Below are 16,015 nucleotides of genomic sequence, written 5' to 3' on the forward strand. Positions count from 1 at the left end.
GCGCAATGACCAAGGGCACTCGTATAAGATGCGACGAGTAACTGCAAGAGTGACTAGAGCACTTAATTAAAACAGATCTCCAAAGGGATTGTGACAAAAGTCTTGTCACAATCCCTTTTTCCGAATAAACGGTGTTCTCCTGCCAACTCCTCGGTCACAAGTCACAATATCATCAAACATGAGAAGCTGTTTTTTGAAATTGCTCCTTGTGACTCGGAGTGAAACGGCAGGCTCACGACCTCTTTCTTAAATGGTGTTCAAAAGCTTGCATCTGCGGTAATAAGCCCAACCAAACGAAAAATAGGAGGAGCTATTTTTGTTTGGCTGTTCTTATGACTTGATGCAGGGCAGCTTTTTCACAACCTCTGATTCACGGTGTTCCAGAAGTAGCTTCTTCGGAAATAAGTCGAAATTTCACAAAAATATGAGAAGCAATTTTCGTAAATTCCTTCTTATTTCTTGAAGCTGACCACTTCTGTCACAACCTCTTTTTTTAATAATCATTCTAAAAGGATAAAAGTTCGTTTTTTAAGCGTTTTTATAAAATAAAAATAAAAATCATTCGATTTTATTTGAATTATGTATCTATTATTGATACAATGGTTCAGGATTAAATAATATAGAACGAGGTGTTCACATGTCATCTGTAGTAGTAGTAGGTACGCAATGGGGCGATGAAGGGAAAGGAAAAATCACAGACTTTCTCAGTGAAAATGCTGAAGTGATTGCACGGTACCAAGGTGGCGACAATGCAGGGCATACAATCAAATTCAATGGTGTGACTTATAAACTGCATTTGATTCCTTCTGGGATTTTTTATAAAGACAAGATCAGTGTGATTGGAAACGGCGTCGTAGTCAATCCTAAATCATTGGTCAAAGAATTAGCTTATTTACATGAAAAAGGTGTAGAAACAAGTAATCTGCGTATTTCTGACCGTGCACACGTAATCTTGCCTTATCATATCAAATTGGACCAATTACAAGAAGATGCGAAAGGTGAAAACAAAATCGGTACAACGATCAAAGGAATCGGACCAGCTTATATGGATAAAGCCGCTCGTGTAGGTATCCGCATCGCAGACTTATTGGATAAAGAAATTTTTGAAGAACGTCTTCGTTTGAATCTAGATGATAAAAACCGTCAATTTGTAAAAATGTTTGATTCAGAACCACTTGATTTTGACGATATTTTTGAAGAATATTATGAATATGGACAACAAATCAAACAATACGTCACAGATACTTCGGTTATCTTGAATGATGCCTTAGATGCAGGTAAACGCGTGTTGTTTGAAGGGGCGCAAGGAGTCATGTTGGATATCGACCAAGGAACCTATCCTTTTGTTACTTCTTCTAATCCAGTAGCCGGTGGTGTTACAATCGGAAGCGGTGTAGGACCTTCAAAAATCAATAAAGTCGTCGGCGTCTGCAAAGCCTATACGTCACGTGTCGGTGATGGTCCATTTCCAACTGAACTATTTGATGAAACAGGTGAACAAATCCGCGAAGTAGGACGAGAATACGGTACGACAACAGGACGTCCTCGTCGTGTCGGCTGGTTTGATTCTGTAGTTATGCGCCATTCTAAACGGGTGTCAGGTATTACCAACCTATCTTTAAACTCAATCGATGTATTAAGTGGATTGGAAACCGTAAAAATTTGCACGGCTTATGAATTAGATGGCGAACTAATCTACCACTATCCAGCAAGCTTGAAAGAGTTGAACCGCTGCAAACCAATCTATGAAGAGTTGCCAGGCTGGTCAGAAGACATTACAGGATGCAAAACACTTGCAGAACTGCCAGAAAACGCACGTAATTATGTACGTCGTATCTCAGAGCTTGTTGGTGTACGTATCTCAACATTTTCTGTCGGACCTGATAGAACACAAACAAACATCTTAGAAAGCGTCTGGGCGCAAATCTAAGGATAAAAACGACGACTGAATCAGGACGTTCTTACCAGAGCGAGTCGAAGTGTTTATCTATACGATAATAATCACTTGAAGAGGTAGTGAAAGAGACGTTTAGCCTTATTGCCGATAGGCTGTCTCTTGAACACTGTTTATTCAGAATAAGGAACTGTGACAAAAGTCTTGTCGCAGTTCCCTTTTTTTGAATAAACGGTGTTCTCCTGCCAACTCCTCGGCCACAAGTCACAATATTCAACAAACATGAGAAGCTGTTTTTTGAAATTGCTCCTTGTCACTCAGAGTGAAACGGCAGGTTCACGACCTCTTCCTTAAACGGTGTTCAATCAGCTGACCCTCGGCATTAGCTCAAAAAACGGCAAAATATGAGGAGCTATTTTTATTTGGCTGTTCTTATTACTTGATGCAGAGAAGCTTTTTCACAACCTCCTAAACGGTGTTCCAGAAGTAGCTTCTACGGAAATAAGCCGAAATTTCACAAAAATTTGAAAAGCAATTTTCGTAAATTCCTTCTTATTTCTTGAAGCTGACCACTTCTGTCACAACCTCTTATTTTGATTAGAACTTGCGAAAATAAACCGGTTAAAGTGTGTCTAGCGCAAGAGATTTGCTATAATAGATGATAAGGGTAAAATGTAACGAGAAGGGGTTGAAAAATGTGTATCAAATTGTAACAGATTCTTGTTGTGATCTGCCATACCATGTATTAGCAGAAGAAAAAATTGATTTTTTATCAATGAATCTCCAATTGAATGATCAAGAGTTAGTAGATGATCTCGGAAAGACATTCAATTATGACCGCTACATGAATCAGCTGAAAAATGGTGCGATGCCTACGACATCACAAATCAATGTTGGCCGATATTTAGAATTTTTCCGTTCTTATGCGGAAAAACAGATTCCTGTCTTATATGTGGCTTTTTCCAGCGGATTAAGCGGCTCTTACAGCAGTGCGCTTCAAGCTGTTGAATTACTGAAGGAAGAATATGAAGTCCCTGAGATCTATGTTTTTGATACAAAAGCTGCAAGTATCGGGGAAGGGCTTTTAGTATTGGAAGCTGCAAGATTGAAAAAAGAAGGGAAAAGTATCGAAGAAACCTTAGAGTGGCTGGAAAAAAATTATTTGAAAGTCCATTCATGGGTAACTGTAGACGATTTGAAGTATCTAGAACGAGGCGGTAGGATTTCCAAAGCAAGTGCTACTCTGGGCAGTCTATTGAGTGTAAAGCCTATTATTACGGTAGATAAAGAAGGAAGGCTGACGAATGTTGACAAAGTTCGCGGAAGGAACAAGTCGATCCAGACAATCGTCAATGAGACGGTAAAAACAATCGTTGCGCCACTCGATCAAATCGTTTATGTGGCTTACGCTGGGGATCTAGAGAGCGCGGAGAAGGCAAAACGGCTTTTGGAAGAGCAGATAAAGATGAAAGATGTGAAGCTTTATCCCTTAGGACCAACGATCGCCAGTCACACAGGCTATGGCTGTATCGCGATTTTTTCGATGGGAATCAGTCGATAAAAGCAGTAACTCATTCTGTAAAAAAGCCCAGGATTTGAATGTAACAAAAATAGCGACTCTTAAAAGATAGATGAGCATCCTATCTCTTAGAGGTCGCTGTTTTTTTGTTTTTTAAGCTAAATAGACCGTTACGCCCATAACTCATTCAATTGTTTTTGAATATCTGTGTTTTCCAAGAACTCATCATATGTCGTATCAGCCCGATCAATCACACCTTTATCTGAAACAGCAATGATCCGGTTTGCCAATGTTTGGATAAATTGATGGTCATGAGAGGCAAACAGGATCGAGCCAGTAAATGCCATCAAGCCATCATTCAATGCGGTGATTGATTCTAAGTCTAAATGGTTCGTTGGATCGTCTAATACAAGTACGTTAGCTTTCGAAAGCATCATTTTTGAGAGCATACAACGGACTTTCTCTCCACCAGATAAAACATTCACTGGTTTCAATACTTCTTCACCAGAAAAAAGCATTCTTCCTAAGAAACTTCTTAAGAAGGTGTTGTCATCTTCTTCTTTGCTTGCATATTGGCGCAACCAGTCTAAAATCGTTAGATCCGTGTCGAATTCTTTCGTTGTATCCTTTGGTAAATAAGAATGACTTGTTGTTACTCCCCAACGTACTGTTCCAGTATCTGGTGTAATTTCACCCATTATAACTTTGAATAGTGTTGTTGTTGTTATATCATTTTCTGCGACAAAAGCAACCTTGTCTTCTTTGTTTAAATTAAAAGATATATCATCTAAGATTTTCTTTCCATCAATCGTTACACTTACATTTTCTACCTGCAATAAGTCGTTTCCGATCTCACGTTCAGGTTTGAATCCAACGAATGGGTAACGTCTAGAAGAAGGCTGGATATCGTCCAAAGTAATTTTTTCAAGCATTTTTTTACGTGAAGTTGCTTGTTTTGATTTTGATGCATTCGCACTAAAGCGAGCAATGAATTCTTGGAGCTCTTTGATTTGTTCTTCTTTTTTGGCATTTGCATTCGCTTGGAGTTTAGCCGCTAATTGACTAGATTCCAACCAAAAATCATAATTTCCTACATAAAGTTTAATTTTACCAAAATCCAGATCCGCCATATGTGTACATACTTTGTTCAAAAAGTGACGGTCATGGGAGACAACGATCACAGTATTTTCAAAATTGATCAAAAATTCTTCCAACCAATTGATCGATTGGATATCCAGACCGTTTGTTGGTTCGTCTAGTAAAAGAACATCAGGTTTACCAAATAGTGTTTGTGCTAACAACACTTTTACCTTTTGTCCGCCAGTCAATTCACTCATTTGCTGATGGTGCAATTCTTCAGGGATGTTCAGACCTTGCAGTAAAACAGCTGCTTCTGGTTCTGCTTCCCATCCATTAAGCTCAGCAAATTCTCCTTCTAATTCAGCTGCTCGAATACCATCTTCGTCAGTGAAATCTTCTTTCATGTAAATCGCATCTTTTTCTTTCATCACTTCATACAGACGCTTGTGCCCCATGATGACTGTTTCAAGTACAGTATAGTCTTCATAGTCGTAATGGTTCTGTTTCAATACGGCCATCCGTTCATCTGGTCCCATAGTAACGGAACCTGTGGAAGGCTGCAGATCCCCTGATAACACTTTAAGGAACGTTGATTTACCTGCACCATTTGCACCAATCAAGCCATAGCAGTTTCCGGGGGTAAATTTAATATTCACATCATCAAATAGTTTGCGGTCTGAAAAGTGCAAACTCACATCATTTACAGTAATCAATTTTTTTCCTCACTTTTATCATTATTAGTTTTTGACAAGTCTTATAGAATTATATAGGGGAAAGGTAAAAGATTCAAGGCAATCGAACATTCTTTGTGTTTCACGTGAAACAGAATGAAGAAAATAAACATAAAAGAGGAGTAGAAATAGCTGCTATAGGATTTTTTAGTTTGCAACAGCATAATTTTTGACGTTATTTATAAGAAGGAGTACTATAAAACTGTAAAAGAAATGAAAGAAGGATTGAAAATGGATGAAAAAAGAACCATCGACTGGGGCTCATTGATTTTGGGAATTTTATTTGTACTTGTCTCATTGTTATCATTTCAAGACCCTGTCGGAAATTTAGTTGCAATTGTAGTAGTCTTTGCGATTTTTGCCTTTATTAAAGGAATATTTGAACTGTTTGTACGTAATAGATTAAAAGAGCTAACAGGATATAAAGGAAAGATGCCCTTAATAATCGGGATCATCGATATTCTAGTTGGCGTCTTTTTCTTATTCAATATTGGTGCAGGAGTCGCAGCATTACCTTTTGTTTTTGCAGTATGGTTTATTGCTGATTCCGTTTTAGCGTTATTTACTGCTGACTTGGCAAGAGGAGTAAGTGAAGGATATTATTGGTTTACGATCATCGTCAATATTTTAGGAATTTTATTAGGAATTTTCTTATTGTTTAATCCAATTTCTTCTGCGTTGACATTAAGCTTTTTAGTTGGGTTCTATTTTATGTTATTCGGCATCACACATATCGCCTATGCGTTTAGATAAGTGAAATCAAACAAATAAAAAAGCCAGCTTCCGGTAACAGTTTGACTGTTGCAATTGGTAGCTGGCTTTTTTATCATGGACAAATATGCACGAGGTAATCTTTAGGTGTCGAGACAAATTTATGCAAAAATGTGAAAAGTAATAGGCACAAATTTTATCTTAATACTTGAAACATACCGCAGTTGTCACAACCTCTTGATACACGGTGTTCAAAAGCTTGCATCTGCGGTAATAAGCCCAACCAAACGAAAAAATATGACGAGCTATTTTTGTTTTGCTGTTTTTATTACTTGATGCAGGGCAGCTTTTTCACAACCTCTGATACACGGTGCTCCACCTGCTGCTTCTCGGTAATAAGATCGCCGTCCTAGAAAATATGAGGAACTATTTTCTGTCCATCGTTCTTATTACTCGAAGCATAGCGCAGTTGTCACAACCTCTTTTCATATAATTCATTCAATACTGGCAAATCATGGACTTCATATTTTTCTTTGAATGCTTGGATTTCTTCTTCAGAATATTTTCTTGGATCTAAATGAAGATCTTCTACTGGCAATGGACGCTTGTTATTGATTTTCACATCGATCACTACAGGACGGTCTGATTTTGCGGCTGCATCAAAGGCAAACCGAAGTTGCGAGTATTCTGTGACTGTAAAGCTTTTTGCACCGAGGGCTTCTCCAACTTTACCGAAATCTGCATCTTCTAAAAATACACCGAATTTCTTTTGTTCCGTATCTTCTTGTTCTGCTTCGATGAAACCAAAAGAATCATTAGAAAAAACAACATTGATAATTGGAAGCTGATATTTGACTTGTGTAATGATATCTTGCATGACCATAGCAAATCCGCCATCACCACTTAAGGTAAATACTTGTTTTTCTGGGTAGCTTAGTTGTGCGGCAATTCCTCCAGGCACACCATTACCCATAGTTGCGAACCATCCAGAGGTTGTATGTTTTTGTTTACCGTTCATATTTAATAAGCGAATAGAATGGATAGTCGTGTTACCGACATCTGTGACGAAAATCGCATCGTCTTCAGCAATCCGATTGATTTCTTTATAGACAGCCTCTGGTCGAATCGGTTCTTCCTCACGATCTTCAAAAGATTTCAACCAATTTACCCATTTTTCTTTATTTTCCTGATTTGCTAGGTACCAGCTATCAGCAGGACGAGCATCACCTAATTCGACCAGTCTTTGCAAAGCTGTGTTTGCATCACCGAGAATCGACAGCGATGTTTCATGGCGCCGTCCGAATTTTGACGCATCAATATCGATTTGGATAAATTCAGCAGTTGGATTAAAAAATGCACGTCCAAACGGGAAGTCGCTACCGACAAATAAGATCAGATCGGCTTCTGCCAATGCTTCATTTCCGGGTTTAGTAGCGACACGTCCAGCAAAACCAAGAAAGTTTTCATAATCATCAGGAATAATTCCTTTTGCTAGAACGGAAGCGACAATAGGAACTGAAAAATGTTCTGAGAATTCTTTGATTTGCGGAAATCCGTTTCGCGTTCCTTGACCAACATAAAGAACTGGTTTTTTTGCTTTTTCAAGATAAGGCAAAGCAGTCAGCAAATCTTTTTCTTCTGGTAATATCACACTTGTTTTGTGAGTGTGAGCAGTAGAGAAAGGTTGTTCATCAATTTCTTCAAAACCAAGATCAACAGGAATAGTCACGATAGCCACACCTTTATGCTCATAGGCGGCTTTAATGGCTTCATCTACGACATGTGGAAGACTTTGGGGCGTCATGACTGTACGATTGTATACGCTGACATCTGCGAAAATAGGATTTTCGTTTAATTCTTGGAAAGAGTTATAGTTCATGGATGTAGAAGCAACTTGTCCTAAGAACGCTACTAGAGGCACATGGTCCATCTGTGCATCATACAAACCATTGATCAAATGTGTCGCACCAGGTCCTGCAGAGCCGAAGACAGCGCCGACTTTCCCGGTTAATTTTGCATCTGCTGCTGCTGCTAGTGCACCGACTTCTTCATGACGGACTTGAATATATTTGATTTCGTTTTTTTCGTGATATAGCGCATTCATAATCGAATTGAAAGATCCTCCGGGAATGCCATAAATATGGTCGATGCCCCAGCTTTCAAGAACTTTTACCATTGCGACTCCTGCATTGATTTTTGACATGGTGTTTCACTCCTTTAGCAATGATGATCCATAAATTTTTTGTATCTAGAGTATAGAACTTTTTATCGAAAATCCCAACTAATTCGTCTTTTCACAAAAATATAGTCATGTTTTTGGGAATATGCTAGAGTAGTACATAAATAGATTCAAGAGAGGGGAATGGCATGGTTGAATGGCTATTGAGGCTTGATCCTTGGCAGCAAGCACTTGCTGGGACAGCTTTCACTTATTTTATGACAGCTCTTGGTGCCGGATTGGTTTTTTTCTTTAAAGAAATCAAAAAAGAAGTGCTAAATTTGATGTTAGGATTTGCTTCTGGTGTCATGATTGCTGCAAGTTTTTGGTCCTTGCTCGATCCAGCGATTACAAAAGCAGAAGAAAATGGAGATATTGCTTGGCTAGTTGTAAGTATTGGATTTGGTTTAGGTGGGGTGTTTTTATATATGGCAGATAAAACACTGCCCCATATGCATTTTGGACCGCAACATGAAGCAGAAGGATTGCCTACCCATCTAAAGCGGACAATCTTGCTTGTTTTTTCTATTACATTGCATAATGTTCCTGAAGGTTTAGCCGTAGGGGTAGCGTTCGGTGCAGCAGCAACTGCGGATAATCCGACAGCCGCTATACTAGCCGCTGTTTCGGTGGCGCTAGGTATTGGTATCCAAAACTTCCCAGAAGGAGCAGCTGTATCAATCCCATTGCGACAAGAAGGTCTGAGCCGTAAAAAGGCCTTTGTTTACGGACAAGCTTCTGGAATCGTTGAACCAATCGCTGGGGTGATTGGCGCACTACTAGTAACGAAAGTGGAGCTGCTGCTTCCTTATGCACTTGCTTTTGCTGCAGGAGCGATGATTTATGTCGTGGTGGAAGAATTGATTCCCGAAGCACAGCAGACATTGTCTAGCAAACGTCATTTTGCAGTTTTTGGTGTTATGAGCGGATTTATCATTATGATGATCTTGGATGTAGCATTAGGATAATTGGGAAAATTCATATATGATATATCAAATAGGGTCGCGAACTTATGTCGCGACCCTATTTTTAAGTAAGTTATATCATAACGGAGTGATCATGTGATTCATTAATAATAGTTTTTTCGATGTGTATTGCCTTTGATCCAACGAACGAGCCAGATGATAAGTGCGATTGGAATCAAAATTTTGACCGCAAACCATAAAAGGCCACTTACGACACTAACAAAAAGACTGATGACAAAGCTAGCGGCAATCAACACTAAAAGAACCATGAAGATATTTAAGAACATATTTTTTTGACGCATACAAAACCCTCCTCTTGTTCATTCTTTACTATAGAAAAAGTATAACAGGGATTCTCTAAAAACACCTCCAACTGCAGACTGATTTTTACTTCATCTGCTTAAATGATCAAACAATTGCTTTTTCCCTTGTTTATCATCTAAAATAGAGCGGAAAAGGAGGAGAATATCATGCCTAAAAATCGTCTTGAAGCATTTACAGATGCTGTAATCGCCATTATCATGACTATTTTAGTTTTAGAACTTCATGAACCTAACGGAGATACGTGGGAGGCGCTCGCTGCATTAGGTTACCGATTTTTTATCTATATTGTCAGTTTCATCATCTTAGCGATTTACTGGAACAATCATCATCATTTATTTCAAGTTGTACATAAGATAAATGGACGGGTCTTATGGGCGAACAGTTTCTTTATTTTTGCGCTTTCACTTTTTCCATTTGCCACTTCATGGATCAGTGAGTACATCAATAGTCTGGCTCCAGAAATGACTTATGGTTTTGTTACCTTGACCGCTAACATTGCGTATTATATCTTGGCAAAAGAACTTGTCAAAGCAAATAAGGGTCACGAGAAAGCATTGAAGACGATGCTGAATGATTACAAGAAATCATACTTATCGATTGGCTTGAATGTTTTAGGAATTGTCTTAGGCTATTTAGTAGCGCCAGTAGCCGTGCTGATCGCAAACATCGTGATTCTTGCTGCTTGGATCATCCCAAGCCGTACCATTGAATCACAATATCGATAAAATGATCCATGTTTAAAATTTAAGAGAAAAATATAGAAAAAATAAACAAACGATCAAATATCCGAGTGATACTAGTATTCAAAGAGGGATGCAGATGGATCAAAAAAGACTTCATGTAGGACTGATTACTAGTTTTATCACGATGCTTATTTATTTGGATCAAGGTCATTTGACTTGGACAGTAGTTGGTGTCACGGTATTCTTGACATTATTCGCAGCAATAAAAAAATAAACATCTTTATGTAAGCTAATATTCTATCTATTTAATAAAAACATGTTTACAGCAGAATCATACTGCTGTAAACATGTTTTTATTTGTGGAAAAAATTTTTAAAAAAGTGTATCGAAAAAAATCGTTAGTTTTTCCACAGTGGATAACTTTATGATAGCTAAAAAAACAATAGATTAGTTAAAGGAGGCATATAGATTTCTTTTGTCAAGGGATATACAATAGAAATGAATAAATATTAACGAGAATTCAGATGGGGTTAAAAAAGTAAATTCAGAAGAGTGAAAAATAACGAACCGACTATATTTTTAGTGTTATTTTATAGTTAAAAAATAACGATACACTTGTTTTGATTTCTCTGCTACTTCTAAAAACTGCTGCTTTTTCCTTTGAAATGTCTTCAAAAAGTAGGATCAGGTAAAATCTACTGGCAGAAATCAAGGAAAAAGATACCTTCATAAGAGAGAAAAATGATAGAAAAGAAGAAAAATTATTTATAGAACAAGCTTTTTACAATAAATAGATATACCTATATGGGGTATAAAGAAGAACGAAAATTTCTCAATCGATTTAAGTGTCGAATAGGAAAATGTTAAGATATAAAGCATTTAAGCTAAAAAAATAATCATTTTTGATTAAAATGCGTACTTAATTTATGAACGGCTTATGGTAATACTTGTTTTTCAAGGAAAAGGACATTTCATTAATAGAATTAATCTGAAAATAGACGTAACCGTTACTTTACTATTTTTTGATAAAAAAACAAAGGGAAACATATCCTGACTGCTTCAATGTGTAAGATGTACACTCCAAATGGTAGAGGTGAAAATCGATTTTTTTGAGAATCAATAATTGAATAAAAAAGGACTGTCATAGGTACACACTGGAATGTATCTGTGACGGTCCTTTTTTATGAACGATTTTATCGAAGACGGATAGTACGTGTCAAAAATAAAAAAGCTACGATTAGAAATAACAATAAAACGTACCCCAAAATAACGACTAGGCGATCCAACTTATTTGTCGATAGGTGTTTGTTTAAAAGCTGATAGAACCATAATCCAATCAGACCTCCTGTTGTATTAGTAATTACATCAGTGATATCCGCTACGCCAATACCGAATAGGAATTGAATAAACTCTGCGAAGAAGCTTACAAGGAAAATGATCCCTAATTTTTTAGAAAAGGAAAGCCCTTTGAAATTGACATTCAAAAGCACCCCAAAAGGAAAAAAGACAATCAAGTTATAAGTGGTCTCGCGCAAAACCGTCGTATTTTCAAAAGAAAAAGTAGAAAAAGGGACGAGATTGACATTGCTATAAGAATAAGTGAGAGATTGTGGAAGATTAAATGACAGCTTGAATAAAATCAACCATAATAGAAAGAATAAATAAATCCCTAATAAAAATTTTGATACATACCGCATAGACATCTCCTCCATTTAAAAAGTATACCATCGAAAACTGCTGAAAAATCATAAAAAAGTATGAAGTTTAAGGACCAACGTAGTTATCGTACGAAAATTAGAAGCTTTTTTTGTTGGGAATCCGGTTTCTTTTAAATGAGTCTAAAATGAGAAAACGTCCAAATATATAACTTAAGTAATTTTTATTCGTTCACTTTTTCCTCTCAAAGATTATTTTTAATAATTATATAAACTACATGCATATATATATTATTTTTCGTATAAAAGTGAGATATGCTATACATGAAAAAATTATGGAAAGATAAGTCTTTCAACACTTTTTTCTTCGGATTCATTCGTTTTACACTTATTGTATTAATGATATTTACTTTTTTATTTTCTTGATGATAAAAAGAAAAAGTTAGATAATTGCATATATAGTTATATATATAAATTTCAGATAATTCGAATTATTTTGCTGAATCACCTTGACATTGCTTAACGCCAAATGTATTATTTCAATAACTTTCATTATCTTTTAATTATTTCAGGTGATTTATTAATTAAATATGTTGCGCAATTATCTGGTTAATAGGGGTTGAAAAGGGTGAAAGCAGTATAAATAAGAGGGGGATATACATTATATGAAAAAAGTTTTAGCTTTGCTTCTAGTAAGTGCCGTTATGCTGGGAGCATGCGGGAGTAATGCAAAAGGGTCTAGCTCTTCAAAGAAAAGTGACCTTGTATCAGAATATAGTTCTGTATATGTAACAGATCTTGAAACGCTAGATTACACATTCTCATCCCGTAAAACGAATAGTGACCACTATACTAACTTTGTGGAAGGTCTTTTGGAAAATGACCAATACGGGAACCTGAAAGGCGATATGGCTAAGTCATGGGAAGTTAGTGATGACGGGTTGACTTATACGTATCACCTTCGCAAAGGTGTTCCTTGGGTGGATAGTGAAGGAAATGAGTATGGGGCTGATGTGACAGCAAATGACTTTGTTACTGGGTTGAAACACGCGGTAGATGTACAATCAGAAACGTTATATATCGTGGCAGATAGTATCAAAGGCTTATCTGATTATATAGATGGTAAAACGAATGATTTTTCTACTGTTGGGGTAAAAGCAGTAGATGACTATACGTTGCAATACACATTGAATAAACCTGAACCATTCTGGAACTCCAAAACGACTTACGGTATCTTATATCCAATCAATGAAGAGTTCCTAAAATCAAAAGGGAAAGATTTCGGTAAACCAACACCAGACTCCATCCTTTATAATGGACCCTTCATCCTTGCAAACAATACAGCTAAATCAGTTATCGAATATACGAAGAATGAATCTTATTGGGATCCTAAAAATGTCCATTTAGACACAGTAAAATGGACCTACAATGATGGAAGTGATCCCGATGGGTTATTTAAATCTTACGAAAATGGAGAATTATCTCTTGCTCGTGTTTATCCAAATTCACCAGGATATAAAGACGTAACAAAAGCTTATCCAGATGGTGTGACTTGGTCTCAAACAGGTGGATCCACATACAATTTAACATTTAACTTTAACCGAGGTACATTTGATGCAACTTCAAAAACAACAGATAAAGAAAAAGAAGATACACAGAAAGCTATTTTAGACCGCAATTTCCGTTTAGCTATTCTATTCGGATTTGATAAGAAAAGCTATAACGCACAAAGTGTAGGAGAAGAAGGAGCCACTAAAGCATTACGTAATACACTTGTTCCTGCCGATTTTGTAGAAATTGGCGGAAAACCTTACGGTGATACAGTGGCAAGTAAATTAAAAGCACTGGATTCCGATGCTTTTGGCGATGTAAATTTATCTGATGGACAAGATGGGTATTATAACGCAGACAAAGCCAAAGAATATATGGAAAAAGCAAAAACAGAACTAGAAGCAAAAGGTGTGCAATTCCCTATTCATTTAGATATGCCAGTTGAGGAAACTTCTGAGATTAGTGTCAACATGGTCAAATCTTTGAAAAAATCAGTGGAAACTTCTTTAGGATCAGATAACGTAGTGGTTGATGTTCAACTATTGAATGAAGATAAATATTTAGCTGCTACTTATCAAGCGACGACCGGACAAGCTGGCGACTTTGACATTACAAATGCCTCTGGTTGGGGTCCAGACTACACTGATCCATCTTCTTACTTGAATATCTATGATTCACGCAAAGGGGATATGATCCATACACTTGGACTGGAAGCTTCTGCCGTAGTACAAGGAACGGATCCATCAACTGCTGCGAAAAAAGCAATCAACTTGTCTGAATACGACGCATTATTGGATAAAGCCGCTGCTATCACTGATGATTTAGATGCTCGTTACACTGCTTATGCAGATGCAGAAGCTTGGTTGTTAGATAATGCTTTGCAAGTACCAATTTATGCAGATGGTGGGACGCCGCGTGTCACAAATGTAGTACCATTTAGCGGACCATATGGTTGGGCAGGTATTGCTGCAAACAAATTGAAATATGTAGAAGTACAAAGCGATATCGTCACAACAGATCAATACGACAAAGCGAAGAAAGCTTGGGAAACGAAAAAAGAAGAAACTGCGAAAGAAGCAGAAACAACAAGTTCTAAGTAATTTAGCTGAATGAATAGTAAAAAAGGCTTTCAATTTCTATTGTAGCCTTTTTTACTTATATGATGAAAGAGAGGGAAAATTGTGAAAAGATACCTTTTATTTAGGGTCCTGCGCTCTATACTTAGTATTTTTCTTGTAACTACCTTAACCTATGCGGTGATCTATTCACTTGTTCCGAGAAAAACGATATTTCAAAATGATGTGAATTACGGAAAATTAAAGGCAAAACCAGATGAACTGGCAGATTATGAAAATACAGCATTCAGCAAGATGGGTTATATCGAATACCACACGACGAAAGAACTGAAAAAAGAAGTAGGAAGCAGTTCATCAGAAAAAGCCTCTTCTGAGCAGTTAGAAGAAAAATACCAAGATTGGGCGAAGAAAAATGGTTGGACGCTCAAACAATTTCCAATCAGCAAAGAATATTATGCGACAAAAGATATTCCATTAGTAAAACGCGTAGTGAATTTCTATGCGAATATGATCCAAATCGATCACCCATGGAAAGTAAAAGATGCCAGCAATCCTAACTTAAAACATTCTCTGCGTATCGAAAACGATGAGTTGGTCGGTTGGGCACTTGTCGGTTCAGGAACACAATATAAATACCAAATCTATTTCAATGGACAATTTCCTTATATCCATCAAAATATCGTTCATTTGAATCTAGGCACTTCATATCCGACATTTGCCGGACAAGCGGTAACAAGCATCATCTCAGGAGGACAAGGGAAAACAGAAAGTACAGAGACAACATTTAATGATGATTTTACAGCGCGCTCTTCTGCTAATATCTATCTCCGTCAATATCAGAAAACAAAAAACATCTCTTCACGAGACAAAAAATATTTTTCTGATAATTACGTCATCACAGACACGAATCACCAAGACCCATCGATGATCGGTACATCATTTCGTATGGGAGCTATCGCTGTTATTATTGCTTATGCGATCGGTATACCTGCTGCGATGTTGATGGCTCGTTACAAAGGGAAGATACCAGATAAAGCAGGGATCGCTATCGTAACGGTGCTGATCTCCGTGCCAAGTCTAGCCTTTATCTATTTCTTCCGATTTATTGGAAGCAGCTGGTTTTCTTTGCCAGATTCCTTCCCAGCATTGGGCGCACAAGATATTCGCTCCTATATATTACCGACAGTGATTCTAGGACTATTGTCTGTTTCTGGAATCGTTATTTGGCTGAGACGTTACATGATCGACCAACAGTCTTCCGATTATGTTAAATTTGCGAAAGCAAAAGGTTTGAATGCGAAAGAAATTGCTAGAAAACACATTTTCAAAAATGCAGCTATCCCAATCGTCAATGGGATTCCAGGAAGTATCATCGGAGCGATTGCTGGGGCGACGATCACAGAAACAGTGTTTGCTGCACCAGGTATGGGGAAAATGCTACCTGATGCGATCATTACCCATAACAATCCATTAGTTATCGCAATCGTTTTTGTCTTTACCACAGTATCCGTATTTTCAATCTTAGCCGGGGATATTGCGATGGCATTAGTCGATCCGCGAATCAAACTATCGTCAGGAGGAAAATAGCTTGGAAAATGTGAAAACAGA

At 37.3% G+C, this 16,015-nt stretch carries 12 protein-coding genes; 8 read left to right on the forward strand and 4 right to left on the reverse strand.

Annotated elements, in window-relative coordinates:
• Positions 1–637: 637 nt before the first annotated feature.
• Together IGK53_RS00065 and IGK53_RS00070 are read left to right on the forward strand one after the other, a co-directional pair.
• Positions 638–1,930 carry an adenylosuccinate synthase gene (locus IGK53_RS00065; RefSeq protein ID WP_002288375.1) on the forward strand — a complete coding sequence of 431 codons (1,293 nt, stop codon included), beginning with the start codon at positions 638–640 and terminating at the stop codon, positions 1,928–1,930.
• 661 nt (positions 1,931–2,591) lie between these two features.
• On the forward strand, positions 2,592–3,455 hold the full coding sequence (locus IGK53_RS00070) for a DegV family protein (RefSeq protein ID WP_002329773.1): 864 nt from the start codon (positions 2,592–2,594) through the stop codon (positions 3,453–3,455).
• A gap of 128 nt (positions 3,456–3,583) precedes the next feature.
• Here IGK53_RS00070 and IGK53_RS00075 read toward each other — a convergent pair whose 3' ends face one another.
• A complete protein-coding gene (locus IGK53_RS00075) occupies positions 3,584–5,206 on the reverse strand; it encodes an ABC-F family ATP-binding cassette domain-containing protein (RefSeq protein ID WP_002292637.1) in 1,623 nt (540 codons plus the stop codon).
• Positions 5,207–5,455: 249 nt separating this feature from the next.
• Between IGK53_RS00075 and IGK53_RS00080 the strand changes: the two genes are divergently transcribed.
• Entirely contained in the window at positions 5,456–5,977 is a 522-nt protein-coding gene (locus tag IGK53_RS00080) for an HdeD family acid-resistance protein (RefSeq protein WP_002329772.1), read from the forward strand.
• 430 nt (positions 5,978–6,407) lie between these two features.
• On the opposite strand, the gene spxB is transcribed toward IGK53_RS00080, so the two are convergent.
• Entirely contained in the window at positions 6,408–8,138 is a 1,731-nt protein-coding gene (spxB, locus tag IGK53_RS00085; RefSeq protein WP_430604840.1) for a pyruvate oxidase, read from the reverse strand.
• A 164-nt stretch (positions 8,139–8,302) separates the two neighbouring features.
• On the opposite strand from spxB, the gene IGK53_RS00090 reads away from it, so the two are divergent.
• A complete protein-coding gene (locus tag IGK53_RS00090; RefSeq protein ID WP_002292643.1) occupies positions 8,303–9,121 on the forward strand; it encodes a ZIP family metal transporter in 819 nt (272 codons plus the stop codon).
• A 101-nt stretch (positions 9,122–9,222) separates the two neighbouring features.
• Here the strand turns inward: IGK53_RS00090 and IGK53_RS00095 are convergent, their stop codons facing one another.
• Positions 9,223–9,420: a hypothetical protein gene (locus IGK53_RS00095; RefSeq protein ID WP_002292644.1), complete on the reverse strand. Its 198-nt coding sequence runs from the start codon at positions 9,418–9,420 to the stop codon at positions 9,223–9,225.
• A gap of 168 nt (positions 9,421–9,588) precedes the next feature.
• Here IGK53_RS00095 and IGK53_RS00100 point away from each other — a divergent pair, with 168 nt between their 5' ends.
• Positions 9,589–10,167: a TMEM175 family protein gene (locus tag IGK53_RS00100; protein ID WP_002292646.1), complete on the forward strand. Its 579-nt coding sequence runs from the start codon at positions 9,589–9,591 to the stop codon at positions 10,165–10,167.
• A gap of 94 nt (positions 10,168–10,261) precedes the next feature.
• Positions 10,262–10,399 carry a hypothetical protein gene (locus IGK53_RS00105; protein ID WP_002329770.1) on the forward strand — a complete coding sequence of 46 codons (138 nt, stop codon included), beginning with the start codon at positions 10,262–10,264 and terminating at the stop codon, positions 10,397–10,399.
• 919 nt (positions 10,400–11,318) lie between these two features.
• Here the strand turns inward: IGK53_RS00105 and IGK53_RS00110 are convergent.
• Positions 11,319–11,822, reverse strand: a complete 504-nt coding sequence (locus IGK53_RS00110) for a VanZ family protein (RefSeq protein ID WP_430604842.1) — start codon at positions 11,820–11,822, stop codon at positions 11,319–11,321.
• Positions 11,823–12,445: 623 nt separating this feature from the next.
• Between IGK53_RS00110 and IGK53_RS00115 the strand changes: the two genes are divergently transcribed.
• A complete protein-coding gene (locus IGK53_RS00115) occupies positions 12,446–14,431 on the forward strand; it encodes a peptide ABC transporter substrate-binding protein (RefSeq protein WP_002315483.1) in 1,986 nt (661 codons plus the stop codon).
• Positions 14,432–14,512: 81 nt separating this feature from the next.
• Positions 14,513–15,994, forward strand: coding sequence for an ABC transporter permease (locus tag IGK53_RS00120; RefSeq protein ID WP_002329769.1), 1,482 nt, complete (start codon positions 14,513–14,515; stop codon positions 15,992–15,994).
• Positions 15,995–16,015 lie beyond the last annotated feature (21 nt).

It is taken from the genome of Enterococcus sp. DIV1224 (assembly GCF_050555455.1).
Taxonomy (GTDB): domain Bacteria; phylum Bacillota; class Bacilli; order Lactobacillales; family Enterococcaceae; genus Enterococcus_B; species Enterococcus_B lactis.